Below are 15368 nucleotides of genomic sequence, written 5' to 3'. Positions count from 1 at the left end.
ATGCCGCACAAACTTCCGCTCGACACGCTCACCGACCTGGCCCGCACCAAGGCCGACGATGCGGCGCGGCAGCTCGGCCTGCTGCAGAACGCGCAAGTCGGCGCCCACCAGAAGCTGGAGCTGCTGCTGCAATACCGGCAGGACTACAGCGACCAGCTGCAGGTGCTGATGCAGAACGGCCTGCCCTCGGCCCAGTGGCACAACTACCGCAACTTCCTCGGCACGCTCGACGGCGCCATCAAGCAGCAGCAGGCCATCGCCGCGCAGGCGGCCAGCCGGCTCGACCATGGCCGCAGCGAATGGCAGCAGCACAAGCGGCGCCTCAATTCCTTCGACGCACTGGCCGAACGCGCGCGGCGTCAGGAGCTGGTGCTCGGCGCGCGGCGCGAGCAGCGCGACAGCGACGAACGCACGGCACGCAAGTTCTTCGACCGCGCCTCCCAACCGACACCCTGACGCATCCGCAACCGCCATGCCTTCCTCCATTGCCCCTTCCTTCAGCCCGAACGCGGCTGGCTCCGCGGCCTCTTCCGCGGCCTCCGGTGCACGCGGCCGCAACGCCGAGGAGCCCGGCGGCCGCAGCTTCGATGCGGCGCTGAGCCGCTCGCGCAACGCGGGCGCAGCGCAGGCGCCGGAAGACGCCGAATCGTCCGTGCTGGCAACCACGCACCGCCGAAAAGCCTCGCGCGCCGGCGATCGCAAGGACGAGCTTCCCGCCGAGCTGTTGCCCCTGTCCTTTTTCGCGCCCATGGTGGCGCCATCCGCTGCGGCCACCGCTGCGCTTGCCGCCGGCGCGCCCGCGGCGGCCTCGGCGCCGGACGGCATCCAGGCGCTGGTGCCGGGCGACGCGCCGGTGGACGCCCTGGCCAGGGATTCCGCGGACGCCGCGGCAGGCGAGACGGCCGTCGCTGCAGATACCGAAAGCGAAAGCTCCGCGCAGGCGAAGCCGGCACACGGCGCCCCCCAGGCCACGGCCACCGACGCCGCACAGCCGCAGCATGCAACCCGCGCCAGCGGCGCCGCTGCGCAGGCCGCCGCCGCGGCGCCGCCACCGGCCACCGCGGGCACGGGCACGACCGCAACCCCGGCCGCGGACGCAGCAGCGCCCGAAGCCGCAACCGGCACGGCCGCGGCTCCCGCAGCGGCCATCACCGAAGCACGCGGCGCATCCGCCGCCTCCCTCTCCGCCGATGACGACTCTGCAGCCGCACCGGCCACCGCCATGATCTCCGCCGACAAGACCGACCTGGCGGCCGCCGCATCCGACGCAGCGCCCGCCTCCACCAGCGTGCCGGCATCGATGCCGTTCACGCCGGCCGCAGCCGCCGCCGCGCGCACGAACGTGCCTGCGGCCTCGCCGCACACGCCCATCCTCAGCGTGGAGCCGTCCGTCGGCTCGGCCGCGTGGGGCAAGGCCATCGGCCACCAGGTGCTGCGCATGACCGCGGCGGGCTACCAGGTGGCCGAACTGAACCTGAACCCGGCCGGCCTCGGCCCGCTCAAGGTCACGCTCACCATGGGCGACAACCAGGCGCAGGCGATGTTCGCCTCGGCCCACGAAAGCGTGCGCAAGGCGCTCGAGGTGGCGCTGCCGCAATTGCGCGCCAGCCTTGCCGACCAGGGCATCAGCCTGGGCCAGGCTTCGGTCGGCGCTGAGGCGCATCCTTCGCCCGGACAGGGCGGCGGCTTCGGCCAGCAGCCCCAGCAGCAGGCATCGCCGCGGCAGGCCGACTACCCGGCGGCGGTCCGCGCGCAGGCCATTGCCACCGCCCAGCCGCCGCACGACACGCTGCCAACCGTGGCGCTTCGCAGGCCCAGTGCCGGCGTCGACACCTTCGCATGAGACGACGAACGCGGGATCTGAGGCCTTTTCCCGCGCTTGATCAGCCCTTCGCTTGCCCGGCACCTGGCAAAGAATAGTCCGAAACCGAATCGCTTCGCAGCTCTCATATGGCTACCAGTCCTCCTGTCGCACCCGCCCCCATTCCTTCTTCTTCCCCCGCGCGTTCATCGAAGCTGTGGATCGTGCTCCTGATCGTCGCGCTGGCCGGGGCGCTGGCCGCCGGCGGCTATTTCCTGATGCGCCAGCGCACGCCGTCCGGGCCCGCCGCGCCGGCCGCGCCGGTGCCGGAAAAGCCGATCTTCGTGACCCTCGAACCGCTGACCGTGAACGTGCAGTCCGAAGGCCGCGGACGCTTTCTGCACGTGGGCATGGCCCTCAAGGTGCGCGACGAACAGGCCAAGGCCCGCATCGTCGAATTCATGCCCGAGATCCGCAGCCGGGTGCTGCTGCTGCTGTCGAACCGCCCGCCCGAGTCGCTGGTGACGACCGAAGACAAGGCCCGGCTGGCCGAGGAGATCCGCGCCGAGCTGAGCCGCCCCCTGGGCGCCGGCCTGCCGCCGCAGGAGATCGCCAGCGTCTCGTTCAGTACCTTCGTGGTGCAGTAACCATTTCCGGACCGCCGATCCATGGCCTATGAACAAGTGCTCTCCCAGGACGAGGTCGACGCGCTGCTGCAGGGCGTCACCGGCGGCGCGCCCGAGCAGAGCGATGGCGGCGCCGCCGCGCGCACGGACGGCCTGCCGGTGTACGACCTGGGCGCGCCCGACCGCGTGGTGCGCAGCCGCATGCACACACTGGAGGTCATCAACGAGCGCTTTGCCCGGCACCTGCGCAGCTCGCTGCTGAACTTCATGCGCCGCAGCCCCGACATCTCGGTCGGGCCGGTGCACATCCAGCAGTACGGCGAATTCGTGCGCCACCTGCCGGTGCCGGCCAACATCAACATGCTGCACATGAAGCCGCTGCGCGGCACGGCGCTGTTCGTGTTCGATCCGAAGCTGGTGTTCCTGGTGGTCGACAACCTGTTCGGCAGCGACGGGCGCTACCACGTGCGCGTCGAGGGGCGCGACTTCACGCGCACCGAGCAGCGCATCATCAAGCGGCTGCTGAACCTCACGCTGCAGTGCTATGCCGACGCCTGGCAGCCGGTATTCCCGCTGAGCTTCGACTACGTGCGCGCCGAGATGCACGGCAAGCTCGCCAACATCGTCGCGCCCAACGAGGTGGTGATCAACACCACGCTGCAGATCGAGTTCGGCCCGGTGGGCGGCTTCCTGCACGTGTGCATTCCCTATTCGATGATCGAGCCGATCCGCGACCTGCTGTCCAACCCGGTGCAGGACGAGATCGAGGTCGACAAGCGCTGGGTGCGCCAGATGTCGCAGCAGATGCAAAGCGCCGACGTGGAGCTCAGCGCCGAGTTCGTCACGCTGCCCTCGACCATTGGCGAGGTGCTCAAGCTGCAGGCGGGCGACGTGCTGCCCATCGAGCTTCCCACATCGATCACCGCGCGCGTGGACGGCATTCCGGTGATGGAGTGCGGCTACGGCGTTTCGAACGAGCGCTATGCCCTGCGCGTGCTGCAGATGATCTCCCACCAAGACAACAGCGATCCGAAGAACGACCATGACTGACAACACCCCATCCACCAGCGATGCGGACGACTGGGCCAGCGCGCTGGCCGAGCAGACCGCCGCGTCCGCGCCCGCACCCGCGCCCGCCCCGGCGTTCGCTCCCGCACCCGCGCCTGCGGCCGCCCCTGCGGGCAGCCGCGTGTTCCAGCCGCTGCAGGCCATGGCGCCCGCCGCCGGCTCGCCCGTGGACGTGGAGCGCATCCTCGACGTGCCGGTGCAGCTGACGGCCGAGCTCGGCCGCACCCGCATCACCATCAAGAGCCTGCTGCAACTCTCGCAGGGCTCGGTGGTGGAACTCGACGGCCTGGCCGGCCAGCCGCTCGACGTGCTGATCAACGGCTACCTGATCGCGCAGGGCGAAGTGGTGGTGGTCAACGAGAAGTACGGCATCCGCCTGACCGACATCGTCACGCCCTCCGAGCGCATGCAGAAGCTCGGCCGGTCATGAGCCCCTTTGCCAGGCGGCTGCGGCAGGCCGCGGCTTCGATCGCGGCCGCGGCCTGCGGCCTTGCGGCCCAGGCGGCGCTCCCGACGGTGCCCACGCCCGCCGAGGCAGCGCCGGCAGTCGGCGCCTCCAGCCTGCTGCAGGCCGGCTTCGGCATGTTCGCGGTGCTGGGCCTGATCTTCCTGTGCGCCTGGGCGGCCCGCCGCTTCGGCCTGCAGCGCCTGGGCGGCGGCCAGTTCGTGAAGGTGGTCTCCAGCACCCTGGTCGGCCAGCGCGAGCGCGTGGTCGTGGTCGAAGTTGGCAGCACCTGGCTGGTGCTCGGCGTCACGGCCAGCCAGGTCAATGCGCTGCATTCGCTGCCGGCGCAGGCGATGCCAGTGACGCCGATGGAAAGCGGAACGCCCGACGCCCGCCTGGCCGGCGCGGCCGGCCTGTTCGCGCAGAAGCTGCGCGACTCGCTCGGCCTGGGGCAGCGGCCGAACCCATGATGCGCACCGCCCGCCAACGAAGCCTTCGCGGCGTCGTGCTGATGCTGCTCGCCCTGGCGCTGCCGGCGGTGGCGTGGACGCAGGGCCTGCCCGGCCTCACCAGCACGCCCGGCCCGGGCGGCAGCCAGACCTGGTCGCTCAGCGTGCAGACGCTGGTGATGCTGACCTCGCTCAGCTTCCTGCCGGCGCTGCTGCTGAGCATGACGAGCTTCACGCGCATCCTCATCGTGCTGGGCCTGCTGCGCACGGCCATCGGCACGCAGTCGTCGCCGCCCAACCAGATCCTGGTGGGCCTGTCGCTGTTCCTGACCTTCTTCGTGATGTCGCCGGTGTTCGACAAGGTCCACGACGAGGCCTACAAGCCCTTCTCCGAAAACAAGATCACGGCCGAGAAGGCGCTCGAGAAAGGCATTGCGCCGTTCAAGTCCTTCATGCTGAAGCAGACGCGCGAGAACGACCTGGCCCTGTTCGCCAGGCTCGCGAAGATCCCCGACATGCAGGGGCCGGAAGAAGTGCCGCTGCGCATCCTGCTGCCCTCCTTCGTGATCAGCGAGCTGAAGACCGCGTTCCAGATCGGCTTCACCATCTTCATCCCGTTCCTGATCATCGACCTGGTGGTGGCCAGCGTGCTCATGTCGATGGGCATGATGATGGTGCCACCCGCCTCCATCGCGCTGCCCTTCAAGCTGATGCTGTTCGTCATGGCCGACGGCTGGCAGCTGCTGATCGGCGCACTGGCCCAGAGCTTTTATCTTTAGAGGCGCGCAATGACACCCGAATCCGTCATGTCCCTGGGCAGCCAGGCCATCCACGTCTCGCTGCTGCTGGGCGCGCCGATGCTGCTGGTGGCGCTGGTGGTGGGCCTGGTCATCAGCATCTTCCAGGCCGCCACGCAGATCAACGAGGCCACGCTGTCCTTCATTCCCAAGCTGCTGGCGGTGTTCGCGGTGCTGGTGCTCGCCGGCCCCTGGATGCTGGCGCAGATGCTCGACTACATCCGCACGCTGTTCTCGAGCATTCCGCAGCTGGTCGCTTAGGATGAAACCGTGCTTTTCTGTTCGTCGCGGTTCGGAGCGCTGCCATTCAGGGCGCGCTCCCGCCGACGGGGTACCTTGCTCCGCGAATGTCCCCCGCCTTCGGCTCCTCCTTTATTTCGCTGCGCAAGGCACCCCATCGACGGGAGCGTTGGACAGAGCGGTCGTTGATCAGCTGTGCACCCAGAGCGTGCCCAGGTGCACAGGGCATCGGGTGCTCCCCGCAGCGAAATCAAGGAGGAGGCCGCAGGCCGGGGGACATTCGCGGAGGGGAGTACCCGGTGGCCTGTGCACGCGCCCTGAACAACGGCGCCCTGAACGACGGCACCCCGGACAACAGCGCCCTGAACAAGAGCGCCAAGAACCACAGCGCCAAGAACGGCAGCTCCGCAGAGCCTGACATGCCTTCCATCTTCTCCGTCACGTCGGCGGAGCTGACCGCCTGGCTCACGGCCTTCCTGTGGCCGTTCGTGCGCATGCTGGCGCTGGTCAGCACCGCGCCGGTGTTCGGCGAACCCGGCGTCGCGCGCCAGACCAAAGTGGGCATTGCCGCGCTGCTGGCCGTGGCCATTGCGCCGACGCTCGGGTCGATGCCCGCGGTGCCCGTGGTCTCCGCGGGCGGCGTGTGGATTCTCGTGCAGCAGGTGCTCATCGGCGGCGCCATCGGCTTCACCATGCGCATGGTGTTCGCGGCCGTGCTGGCCGCCGGCGAATACATCGGGCTGCAGATGGGCCTGTCGTTCGCGTCCTTCTTCGACCCCATGGCCGGCGGCGCCACCATGGTCGTCGCGCGGCTCATGCACATGCTGGCCATTCTTCTTTTTCTGGCGGTGGATGGCCACCTGCTGATGATTGCCGCACTGGCCGAGAGCTTTCACACGCTGCCCATCGCCGATGCGCCGCTGGCCGCGCAGGGCTGGATGCTGCTGGTGTCCGGGGGCGGCCGGATCTTCGCCAACGGACTGATGCTGGCGCTGCCGCTGGTGACCGCGCTGCTCACGCTCAACCTGGCCATGGGCATCCTGAACCGGGCCTCGCCGCAGTTCAGCATCTTTGCGGTGGGCTTTCCGCTGACGCTGCTGGCGGGCATCGGCATGCTGCAGCTGCTGATGCCGCAGCTCGGCGCCTTTCTCGAGCCGCGCTTTGCCGCGGGGCTGTCTTCGCTGCTCCAGCTGGCCCAGGCCCTGCGGCCCTGAGCCCTTGCATCACAGGTAGTTGAACAGCGCAATGCTGTGCAGCCGCGCAAAGGTCTGCTGGGTGGCCTTGAGCGAGGTTTCGCGCTGCAGGTATTCCGAGATGGCGCTGGCCGGGTCCAGGTCCACCAGCTCCGAGAGGTAAGCCTTGTCGGTCAGTCCGCGCGAGGCGCCGCTGGTGTCGAGCGCGTCGATCTCGTTCATGCGCGAACCGATCGACGACATGACCGTGAGCACGTTGTCGTGCGCATGGGTGATCTTGACGTTGAAGGTGCTCAGCGCGTTGAGCAGATCGGCCTGCGCCGCGTCGCCGCTGCCGGCCAGCGGCTGCTTGAGCGCCGCGACCAGCTCGCCGATGGCGGCGAATACGTCGGTGCCCGCATTGCGCGCCGTGGCCACCTGGAAGGTGTCGCCATCGGCGGGCGCCCCGCTCATCGTGATCTGCAGGCCGCCGAACGAGATGGCGGCGCCGGGCGCGTAGGCGCCGGATGCGGCCACCACGGGCGGCGTGTCCTGCGTGGCCACCGTGTAGTTGCCGCCGCTGAAGCTGATCGTGAAGTCCTTGCCGTAGTTGGCCGCACTCGCGTCGGTCACGCCCACGGCACCGAAAACGCCGGAGCCGGTGTTGCCGGCGCCCGCCGAGCTCACGTAGCCCGCACCGCCCTGCACCGACTGGAACACGCTGCGCCCGTCGTCCGTGGTCGACATCTGGCGCGACACGTCGATCTGCATCAGCCGCTGGCCCTGGTCGCCCATGTACTGGATGCCGCCGCCGGCCGCGGCCACGAAGGGCTGGCTGGCGCTCTTGAATCCCGCGAACAGGAACTGGCCGTTGCCGTCGTCGGCATTGGCCACGTTCACGAGCTGGTCCAGGTTGCCCTGCAGCGTGGTGGCCAGCGAGGCGCGGTCGGCATCCGACAGCGTGCCGTTGCCCGCCTGCACCGCGAGCGTCTTCATGTTCTGCATGATCGAGGTGGCCGACTTCAGCGCGGTCTCCTCCTGCGAGAGCGAGAGCATCGCGCGGCTGCGGCTGGTGGCGTACTGCGCCGACTCCGCCATCGACTGGCTCACGCCCAGCGCGCGCGCGGCGGCCACCGGATCGTCGGCGGCCGTCAGAAACTTGGTGCCCGCGGCGAGCTGCTGCTGAACGCGGAACAGCTGCTGCTGCTGCGAACCCAGCGCACTCATGCTCTGGGCGTAGAAGGATTGGGTGCTGATGCGCATCGCGACTCCGTAGGTTCTTCTTTAAGGACGGCCGGCTCAGCCGTGGATGCCGAGGATCGCGTCGAACATGGTCGATGCGGTCTGGATCACCTTGGCATTGGCCTGGTACATCTGCTGGTACATCAGCAGGTTGGCGGTTTCCTCGTCCTGGTTCACGCCCGAGATCGAATCGCGGCTTGCGCGGATCTGGCCCGTCACGCTTTCCTGGGTGGCCGAAGCCACGCGGATTTCCATGGCGCGGTTGCCCACCTCGCTCACCAGCTTGGCGAAGGCGCCGTTGAAGGTGGAGGTGCCGCCGTCCATCGCGGTCCTGCGCTGCAGCGCGCCGAGCAGCAGCGCGTTGCTGCCGTCGGACACGCCGCCCGCGTTCTTGCCGATGGTGAAGGTGTCGCCATCGGCTGGCGCTCCGCCGAGCTTGACCTCGATGCCGTCGAAGCGAATGGCAGCGCCGGCGGTGTAGGGCACGGCCGTGCCGGCCGGATAGTTGGTGGAGGTACCGTCGGCCAGCGTCACCGTGACTGCGGACGCGGCCGGAAAGCCCGACAGGGTGTTGGCCGCGGCGTCGTAGGCGAGCGTGACCGTCGCGGCCAGCGGGGCGGCCAGGTAGGCCGCATCGACGACGGCCGGGCTCAGGGCGCCGGTGCCCTTGTTGCCCACTGTCTTGCCCGTGACCAGCGGCGACGCGGCGGCCACCTTGGCCGTGTCGTGCACCAGCACGTCCATGTCGCGCGCGCCGGTGCGCGTCGGCTGCACCAGGAAGGAATCGCCGGCCTGCGCGGTGCCGCTGGCCACCGACAGGCTCACGCCGTCGAAGCTGGCGGGAAAGGTGGTGAAGTCGCCCATCGACTGTTTGTCGGACAGCCGCGTGACGCTGTACGTGAGCGTGCCCGCCACGTCCTTCACCTGCACCGAATAGTCGCTGGTCGTGAGCTGCGAGGTGTCGTCCACGCTGGCGCCCAGCACCATGTCGCCCGCGTTGCGGGCGTTGGAAAACACGCCCGGAACGGCTTGCGAGAAGAAGTCGGTGCCCAGCACGCCGTTCAGGTCGACGCCGAGCTTGTGCTGGTCGTTGAACTCGCTGCCCAGCGCCATGGCCAGGCGGCCGATGGCGTTCTGCGCGCTGGTGAGCGTTTCGGCGCGGAAGGCCAGCAGCCCGCCCAGCGATCCGCCGGTGAGCACGTTGTCCTTGAGCTCGGACACCGTGCCGGTGAGGCCGACCAGCGCCACCGCCTTGCGCGTGGGGTCCGCGGCGGACGCAACGGCCTGCAGCTTCGCGGCCCGGTCACCCAGCACCAGCGTCTGCCCGTTGCCGATGAAGACGTTGTACTGGCCGCTGTCCTGCGCCAGCACCTTCACTTCGACGATCTTGCCGAGTTCGCTCACCAGCTGGTCGCGCTGGTCCATCAGGTCGTTGGGCGGCTGGCCGCCGGCCATGGCGCCAAGCTGGCTGATCTGCTGGTTCAGGCTCGCGATCTGAGTGGCATAGGTGTTGATCTGCGCGGCGCTGCCTTCGATCTGGTCGTTGACCGAGCTGTTCAGGTCCGTGAGGTACTGGTCGGTGGAGCGGAATTTGTTGGCCATCGTCTGCGCCGCGCTGATGAGCTGCTGGCGCGCGGCCGGATCGGCCGGCGTGTTGGCCACGCCCTGCACGCTGGCGAAGAAGCTCTGCATCAACGGCGTGAGGCCCGCGGTCTTGTCGGCCAGCAGCGAGTCGATGCGGTTGATCTGCGAACCGTAGCTGGCGAGCGCCGCGCCCGCGGCTTCGGCGCCGTTGAGCTGGGCCGTGAGATAGCTGTCGTAGCTGCGCTGCACCGTGGTGACGCGCGCGCCGCTCCCGATGAACCCTGCGCCGGTCATCGTGCCGCCGTTCGAGGAGACCAGCGCGGTCTGCCGGCTGTAGCCGGCGGTGTACACATTGGCCGTGTTGTGGGCCGTGGTCATGAGCGCGGTTCGCGCGACGCTCAGGCCGGACAGGCCCGTTTGGAACATCGACATGAGGCTTTACCTGTAAAACGTTTCTTGTTGGCGCCAGGCATCGCTTGCGATGCCTGCTTCCTGTCTATCGGCAGGCGGCGCGGAAAATGAAGTGCCGGCGCGACATTTCGGCTTGTTGCACTTTCAGGCGGCGCACCGGAAGACGCTGACCGACTCCACCAGGCTGGCGGCCTGCTCCTGCATCGACTGCGCCGCGGCCGCGGCCTCTTCCACCAGCGCCGCGTTCTGCTGCGTCACCTGGTCCATCTGCGCAATCGCCTGGTTCACCTGCTCGATGCCCGTGCTCTGCTCCTGGCTGGCGGCCGTGATCTCGCCCATGATGTCGGTCACGCGCTTCACGCTGTCGACGATCTCGTCCATCGTGCGGCCCGCCTCGGCCACCTGGCGGCTGCCGGCCTCGACCTTGTCGACCGAGTCATCGATCAGGCCCTTGATTTCCTTGGCGGCTGCGCCCGAGCGCTGCGCGAGGTTTCTCACCTCGGAGGCCACCACCGCGAAGCCGCGGCCCTGCTCGCCCGCACGCGCCGCTTCGACCGCCGCATTCAACGCCAGGATGTTGGTCTGGAAGGCGATGCCGTCGATCACGCCGATGATGTCGACGATCTTTTTCGAAGAGGCATTGATCGACGCCATGGTGTCGACCACCTGCCCCACCACGCCGCCGCCCTTCACAGCCACCTCGGAGGCCGAGAGCGCGAGCTGATTGGCCTGGCGTGCGTTGTCGGCGTTCTGCTTGACCGTGGATGTGAGTTCTTCCATCGACGCCGCCGTCTGTTCGAGCGAGCTGGCCTGCTCCTCGGTGCGCGCCGACAAGTCCCGGTTGCCGGCCGCGATCTGCCCCGAAGCGGTCGCGATCGTGTCGGTGCCCTGGCGCACTTCGCCCACCACCTTGGCCAGGCTCTCGTTCATGTGCTTGAGCGCCTGCATGAGCTGGCCGGTCTCGTCGCGCGAGCCGGCCTCGATGATGGCGCTGAGGTCGCCGCCTGCCACCGTCTCGGCCACCTTGACCGCGCGGCCCAGGGGCCGCGTGACGCTGCGGGCGATCAGGAAGGCGCAGGCCGTGCCGATCAGCAGCGTGAGCGCCGTCAGCACGACGCGCAGGTTGAAGCCTCGCTCGTTGGCCTCGTCGATCGCATGGCTCATGTCGTCGATCGCCTTGCGCTCGAGGGCCAGCAGTTCGAGCACGCGGCCTTCATAGGCCTTGGCAGCCGGCTGGAAGGTGTTCTTGAAAACGGCCTCCGCTTCGCCCGGGGTGCCGCTGGCCTTCGCCTTCTGCACGGCGTCCTTGGCGGACTGGTATTTGGCCCGCAGCTCGACGATGGACTTGAAGGTCGACTTCTCGAGATCGGTCACCAGCAGGGCCTCGACCTTGGCCATGGTTTCGCCGCCCTTCTTGACGCTGTCGGAGATGACATCGGCAAAGGTGACAGGAAGCGCCTCGTCGGTGGTCCGGGCAATCATCGCGGTGCGCGCGATGGCCGAGTAGGTCAGCACGTACCAGTCGGCGATGAGCCGTTCCTTCGCGAGCGGGCTCTGCATCATCTGGCGGGTGGCCTCGGCGTTGCTTCGGGCTGTGTTCAGGGCGAACGCGGCCGAGATCAGGGTCAGGGCGAGAACCACGCCGAAGCCGAGGGCCAGGCGAGTTCCGATGCGCATATTGGAAAGGAAGTTCATCGTTGAATACCGAATGGAAGTGAAGGAGGCGCGCGAAGCGGAAAGGGCGCGGCCTCAGGCCGGCGCCACCTCGGGCGCGTGGTAATGGACAGGACTGGTTTGCCGCAAGGCGGTTGCGGCTTGGCGCGGCGGGCCGTTGAGCTTGAACACGCTCACGGCCTCGACCAGGCTCGCGGCCTGCTCCTGCATCGACTGCGCCGCGGCGGCGGCTTCTTCGACCAGCGCCGCGTTCTGCTGCGTCACCTGGTCCATCTGCGCGATCGCCTGGTTCACCTGCTCGATGCCCGTGCTCTGCTCCTGGCTCGCTGCCGTGATCTCTCCGATGATGTCGGTCACGCGTTTCACGCTGCCCACGATCTCGGCCATGGTCTTGCCGGCTTCGCCCACCAGTTGGCTGCCGGTGTTGACCTTGCCCACGGAGTCATCGATCAGGCCCTTGATTTCCTTGGCGGCTGCGCCCGAGCGCTGCGCGAGGCTTCTCACCTCGGAGGCCACCACCGCAAAGCCGCGGCCTTGTTCACCTGCACGAGCAGCTTCCACCGCCGCATTCAACGCGAGGATGTTGGTCTGGAACGCAATGCCGTCGATCACGCCGATGATGTCGACGATCTTCTTGGATGACGCATTGATCGAGGCCATGGTGTCGACCACCTGGCCCACGACATTGCCGCCCTTCACGGCCACCTCGGAAGCCGAAAGCGCGAGCTGGTTGGCTTGCCGCGCGTTGTCGGCGTTCTGCTTGACCGTGCTCGTGAGTTCTTCCATCGAGGCGGCCGTCTGTTCCAGCGAGCTGGCCTGCTCCTCGGTGCGCGAAGACAGGTCCTGGTTGCCCGCGGCGATCTCGCCCGAGGCGGTGGCGATCGCATCGGTGCCCTGGCGCACGCCGCTCACCACCTTGGCAAGGCCGCCGCGCATCGATTCGACGGCCCGCGTGATGACACCGATCTCGTCGCGGCGATCGGAAGACAGCGGCCGGGTCAGGTCGCCGTGGCCGATCGCCTGCACATGCTCGCTCAGCATGCGGAGCGGCCGCACCATGCGCCGGATGAAGACGATCAGCGCCGCGCCCAGCAGCAGCGCGGCCAGCGCAATGACGCCGCCGAGCAGGCGCATCTCGCGGTAGAGATCGGCCATCACTTCCGAGGCGGGAACTTCCGCCACCACCAGCCAGCCGGTCGCATCGCTCCTGCTCACGGAGGCATAGCGCCGTCCCGTCTGCGCCGGCAGGAGCACCGCGGGCGCATCGTCGATCCACGAGGCCTCTTCGCCCTTCAGGCGGGCGAGCCACTCTGCCGGACCTGCGCCCTGCAGGACCTCGGAGAGCTTCTTTCCGGCCGCCGACGGATGGAACACCAGCGTGGCGGCAGCCGGGTCTGCACCCGGGTTGACGATGTAGAGCCCGCCCGTGTCGAAGATCCGGCTCTGGCCCACCGCTTCGCCAAGGGAGGCCTGCTGCTGCGAGATGTCCAGGCCGATGTAGAGCACGGCGACGATCTGTCCCGCGGCATCGCGCACCGGCTCGTAGACCGTCATGAAGGGGCGTCCGAACAGGGCGACGCGGCCGACGAATTTCCTGCCCGAGCGCAGCACCGGATACGCGGCGCTCTTGCGGTCGAGCAGCGTTCCGATGGCGCGCTCGCCGTTCTCCTTCTTGACCGAGGTCGTGATGCGGCGGAAGTCTTCGCCCTGCACCACGAACACCGTGGCGTTGGCACCGGGAAAATCCCGCGCAAAGGCATCCACCTCGCTCGTGCTCGCGCCATTGATCTGCGTGCCGTTGCTGCTCACGATGCCTTGGACCGCATCTTCGACAACAAAATTGGCCGCGAACTGGCGCCGGAAGACGCCGTACGCGTTCTCCGCGGTCAACTGCATGGTGCGGTCGAAGATGTCGAGCGACTGGGCAATCGCTTCGGCCTTGGCATTGGCGTATTGCACGGCACTGCGCTGCTGCTGCGCAGAGCCGATCGCATAGAACGCCGCAAGCAGGAGCACCGTCACCAGAAGAATCGCAAAGGTGGCCCTGAGGGTGAGTGTGCGCGCCAGCGGGACGAAGGGGTGCCGTGGCTGGGACGAGTCCGGGCTGGGGGCTTTCATCAGGGTTCTCCTTCTGGTTCAGAACTCGGTCCAGTCGCCGGCGGCGCCGCCGGCCAGCGTCAGCGGCGAGGCGGAGGCCATGGCTTCCTTCTTGCGTGGCTTCGCGAGCGGCCGGGCCGGCGTTTCGGGCGTGCGCGGTGCATGCATGTCGGTGGCTGGCGCCCCGCCTTCGAGCCTGAACACGCTCACGGCCCCGACCAGGCTCGCGGCCTGCTCCTGCATCGACTGCGCCGCGGCGGCGGCTTCTTCGACCAGCGCCGCGTTCTGCTGCGTCACCTGGTCCATCTGCGCGATCGCCTGGTTCACCTGCTCGATGCCCGTGCTCTGCTCCTGGCTCGCTGCCGTGATCTCTCCGATGATGTCGGTCACGCGTTTCACGCTGCCCACGATCTCGGCCATGGTCTTGCCGGCTTCGCCCACCAGTTGGCTGCCGGTGTTGACCTTGCCCACGGAGTCATCGATCAGGCCCTTGATTTCCTTGGCGGCCGCGCCCGAGCGCTGCGCGAGGCTTCTCACCTCGGAGGCCACCACCGCGAAGCCGCGGCCCTGCTCGCCGGCTCTTGCGGCCTCGACAGCGGCGTTGAGCGCCAGGATGTTGGTCTGGAACGCGATGCCGTCGATCACGCCGATGATGTCGACGATCTTCTTGGACGACGCATTGATCGAGGCCATGGTGTCCACCACCTGGCCCACGACATTGCCGCCCTTCACGGCCACCTCGGAAGCCGAAAGCGCGAGCTGGTTGGCTTGCCGCGCGTTGTCGGCGTTCTGCTTGACCGTGCTCGTGAGTTCTTCCATCGAGGCGGCCGTCTGTTCCAGCGAGCTGGCCTGCTCCTCGGTGCGCGAAGACAGGTCCTGGTTGCCCGCGGCGATCTCGCCCGAGGCGGTGGCGATCGCGTCGCTCGACGTCTTGATCCGCACCACGACCTCGGTCAGCTGGTCCTGCATGCGCTTGATCGAGAACAGCAGGCTGCCGGCACGGGCCGAGCGGGCCTGCACGCCTTCGGTCAGGTCGCCGCTCGCGATGCGGCCGACCACATCGGCGGCGTAGCCGGGCTCGCCGCCCAGTTGCCGCGCCAGCAGCCGTGCCACCACCACGCCGAGCCCCACGCTGATGGCAATGCCGGCCAGCGCCATCAGCACCATCAGGAGCCGCGAGGTCTTGAAGGTGCGCGCGGCGTCCTCCATGCCGTCCCGTGCCTGCTGGTCGCTGTAGGCCACCATGCGCTGGAGCACTTTCTCCAGCGCGCGCGATTCCTTCAGCAACTGCTCGCTTTCCTGGGGCACGCTGCCTTCGAACTGCGAGCTGTCCAGCGACTGCCTGGCGATCAGGTCGACAAAATCGAACAGATGCTTCTTCAGCGGCGGCATCAGGCGCTGGTACTGCTCGCTGAGTTCGCGGCCCTCGGGCGTCTCTTCGAGCAGGGGCTTGACCTCGGCCACGTTCGATTCGAGCGACTTCACCGCGTTCTTCAGCTCCGTGAAGCCGGTGTTGCGCTCGCCCTTGGTTCCAGCCGACAGCAGGCCCATCTGGGCGCGGCTGGCGTCGAGCAGGTGGATGTTGGCCGCCTGCACGGCCTTGATCGCGCGCAGGTCGTGGCTGTAGAGGTTTTCAGTCGAGGCGTTGATGCGCCCCATGTGAAAGATGCCGAGCCCGCCCACCGCGGCGCCCACCGCCGCGACCACGAGAAAGCTGAGAACCAGCTTGGCGGCGACACGAAGCTCGAGGAACCATTTCATT

The 15368-nt window shown here is 68.3% G+C and carries 14 protein-coding genes; 9 read left to right on the top strand and 5 right to left on the bottom strand.

Annotation, left to right across the window (positions count from 1 at the left end; all coding sequences use genetic code 11):
* The 9 genes from fliJ to fliR all read left to right on the top strand — a co-directional run bounded on the left by fliJ (position 1) and on the right by fliR (position 6640).
* Entirely contained in the window at positions 1-456 is a 456-nt protein-coding gene (gene fliJ / locus QFZ47_RS18020; RefSeq protein ID WP_307656917.1) for a flagellar export protein FliJ, read from the top strand.
* A 16-nt stretch (positions 457-472) separates the two neighbouring features.
* Positions 473-1843: a flagellar hook-length control protein FliK gene (locus QFZ47_RS18015; RefSeq protein ID WP_307656916.1), complete on the top strand. Its 1371-nt coding sequence runs from the start codon at positions 473-475 to the stop codon at positions 1841-1843.
* Positions 1844-1950: 107 nt separating this feature from the next.
* A complete protein-coding gene (gene fliL / locus QFZ47_RS18010) occupies positions 1951-2448 on the top strand; it encodes a flagellar basal body-associated protein FliL (RefSeq protein ID WP_307656915.1) in 498 nt (165 codons plus the stop codon).
* Between the two features lie 21 nt (positions 2449-2469).
* Complete coding sequence (gene fliM, locus QFZ47_RS18005; RefSeq protein WP_307656914.1) at positions 2470-3477, top strand: flagellar motor switch protein FliM; 1008 nt, start codon at positions 2470-2472, stop codon at positions 3475-3477.
* Positions 3470-3925 (top strand): flagellar motor switch protein FliN, encoded by a 456-nt coding sequence (gene fliN / locus QFZ47_RS18000; protein WP_307656913.1) that lies wholly within the window; start codon positions 3470-3472, stop codon positions 3923-3925. The genes fliM and fliN overlap by 8 nt, the downstream gene beginning before the upstream one ends.
* Positions 3922-4410 (top strand): flagellar biosynthetic protein FliO, encoded by a 489-nt coding sequence (gene fliO / locus QFZ47_RS17995; protein WP_307656912.1) that lies wholly within the window; start codon positions 3922-3924, stop codon positions 4408-4410. Before fliN ends, fliO begins: the two co-directional genes overlap by 4 nt.
* Complete coding sequence (gene fliP / locus QFZ47_RS17990) at positions 4407-5168, top strand: flagellar type III secretion system pore protein FliP (RefSeq protein ID WP_370880589.1); 762 nt, start codon at positions 4407-4409, stop codon at positions 5166-5168. Before fliO ends, fliP begins: the two co-directional genes overlap by 4 nt.
* Before the next feature lie 9 nt (positions 5169-5177).
* Complete coding sequence (gene fliQ / locus QFZ47_RS17985) at positions 5178-5447, top strand: flagellar biosynthesis protein FliQ (RefSeq protein ID WP_015866953.1); 270 nt, start codon at positions 5178-5180, stop codon at positions 5445-5447.
* Between the two features lie 398 nt (positions 5448-5845).
* Positions 5846-6640, top strand: a complete 795-nt coding sequence (gene fliR / locus QFZ47_RS17980; protein ID WP_307658963.1) for a flagellar biosynthetic protein FliR — start codon at positions 5846-5848, stop codon at positions 6638-6640.
* A 9-nt stretch (positions 6641-6649) separates the two neighbouring features.
* On the opposite strand, the gene flgL is transcribed toward fliR, so the two are convergent.
* The 5 genes from flgL to QFZ47_RS17955 all read right to left on the bottom strand — a co-directional run bounded on the left by flgL (position 6650) and on the right by QFZ47_RS17955 (position 15367).
* The gene (gene flgL / locus QFZ47_RS17975) at positions 6650-7861 is read right to left on the bottom strand and encodes a flagellar hook-associated protein FlgL (RefSeq protein ID WP_307656911.1); all 1212 of its coding nucleotides are present in this window, start codon (positions 7859-7861) and stop codon (positions 6650-6652) included.
* A 36-nt stretch (positions 7862-7897) separates the two neighbouring features.
* Entirely contained in the window at positions 7898-9856 is a 1959-nt protein-coding gene (flgK, locus tag QFZ47_RS17970; protein ID WP_307656910.1) for a flagellar hook-associated protein FlgK, read from the bottom strand.
* A 123-nt stretch (positions 9857-9979) separates the two neighbouring features.
* Positions 9980-11530, bottom strand: a complete 1551-nt coding sequence (locus tag QFZ47_RS17965; RefSeq protein ID WP_307656909.1) for a methyl-accepting chemotaxis protein — start codon at positions 11528-11530, stop codon at positions 9980-9982.
* 54 nt (positions 11531-11584) lie between these two features.
* Positions 11585-13627 (bottom strand): methyl-accepting chemotaxis protein, encoded by a 2043-nt coding sequence (locus QFZ47_RS17960; RefSeq protein ID WP_307656908.1) that lies wholly within the window; start codon positions 13625-13627, stop codon positions 11585-11587.
* An 18-nt stretch (positions 13628-13645) separates the two neighbouring features.
* Positions 13646-15367: a methyl-accepting chemotaxis protein gene (locus tag QFZ47_RS17955; RefSeq protein ID WP_307656907.1), complete on the bottom strand. Its 1722-nt coding sequence runs from the start codon at positions 15365-15367 to the stop codon at positions 13646-13648.
* Position 15368 lies beyond the last annotated feature (1 nt).

The sequence above is a fragment of the Variovorax paradoxus genome (assembly GCF_030815975.1).
GTDB lineage: Bacteria > Pseudomonadota > Gammaproteobacteria > Burkholderiales > Burkholderiaceae_C > Variovorax > Variovorax paradoxus_N.
The sequence above is the reverse complement of the archived record's forward strand: the minus strand, read 5'-3'. Positions and strand labels throughout refer to the sequence as shown.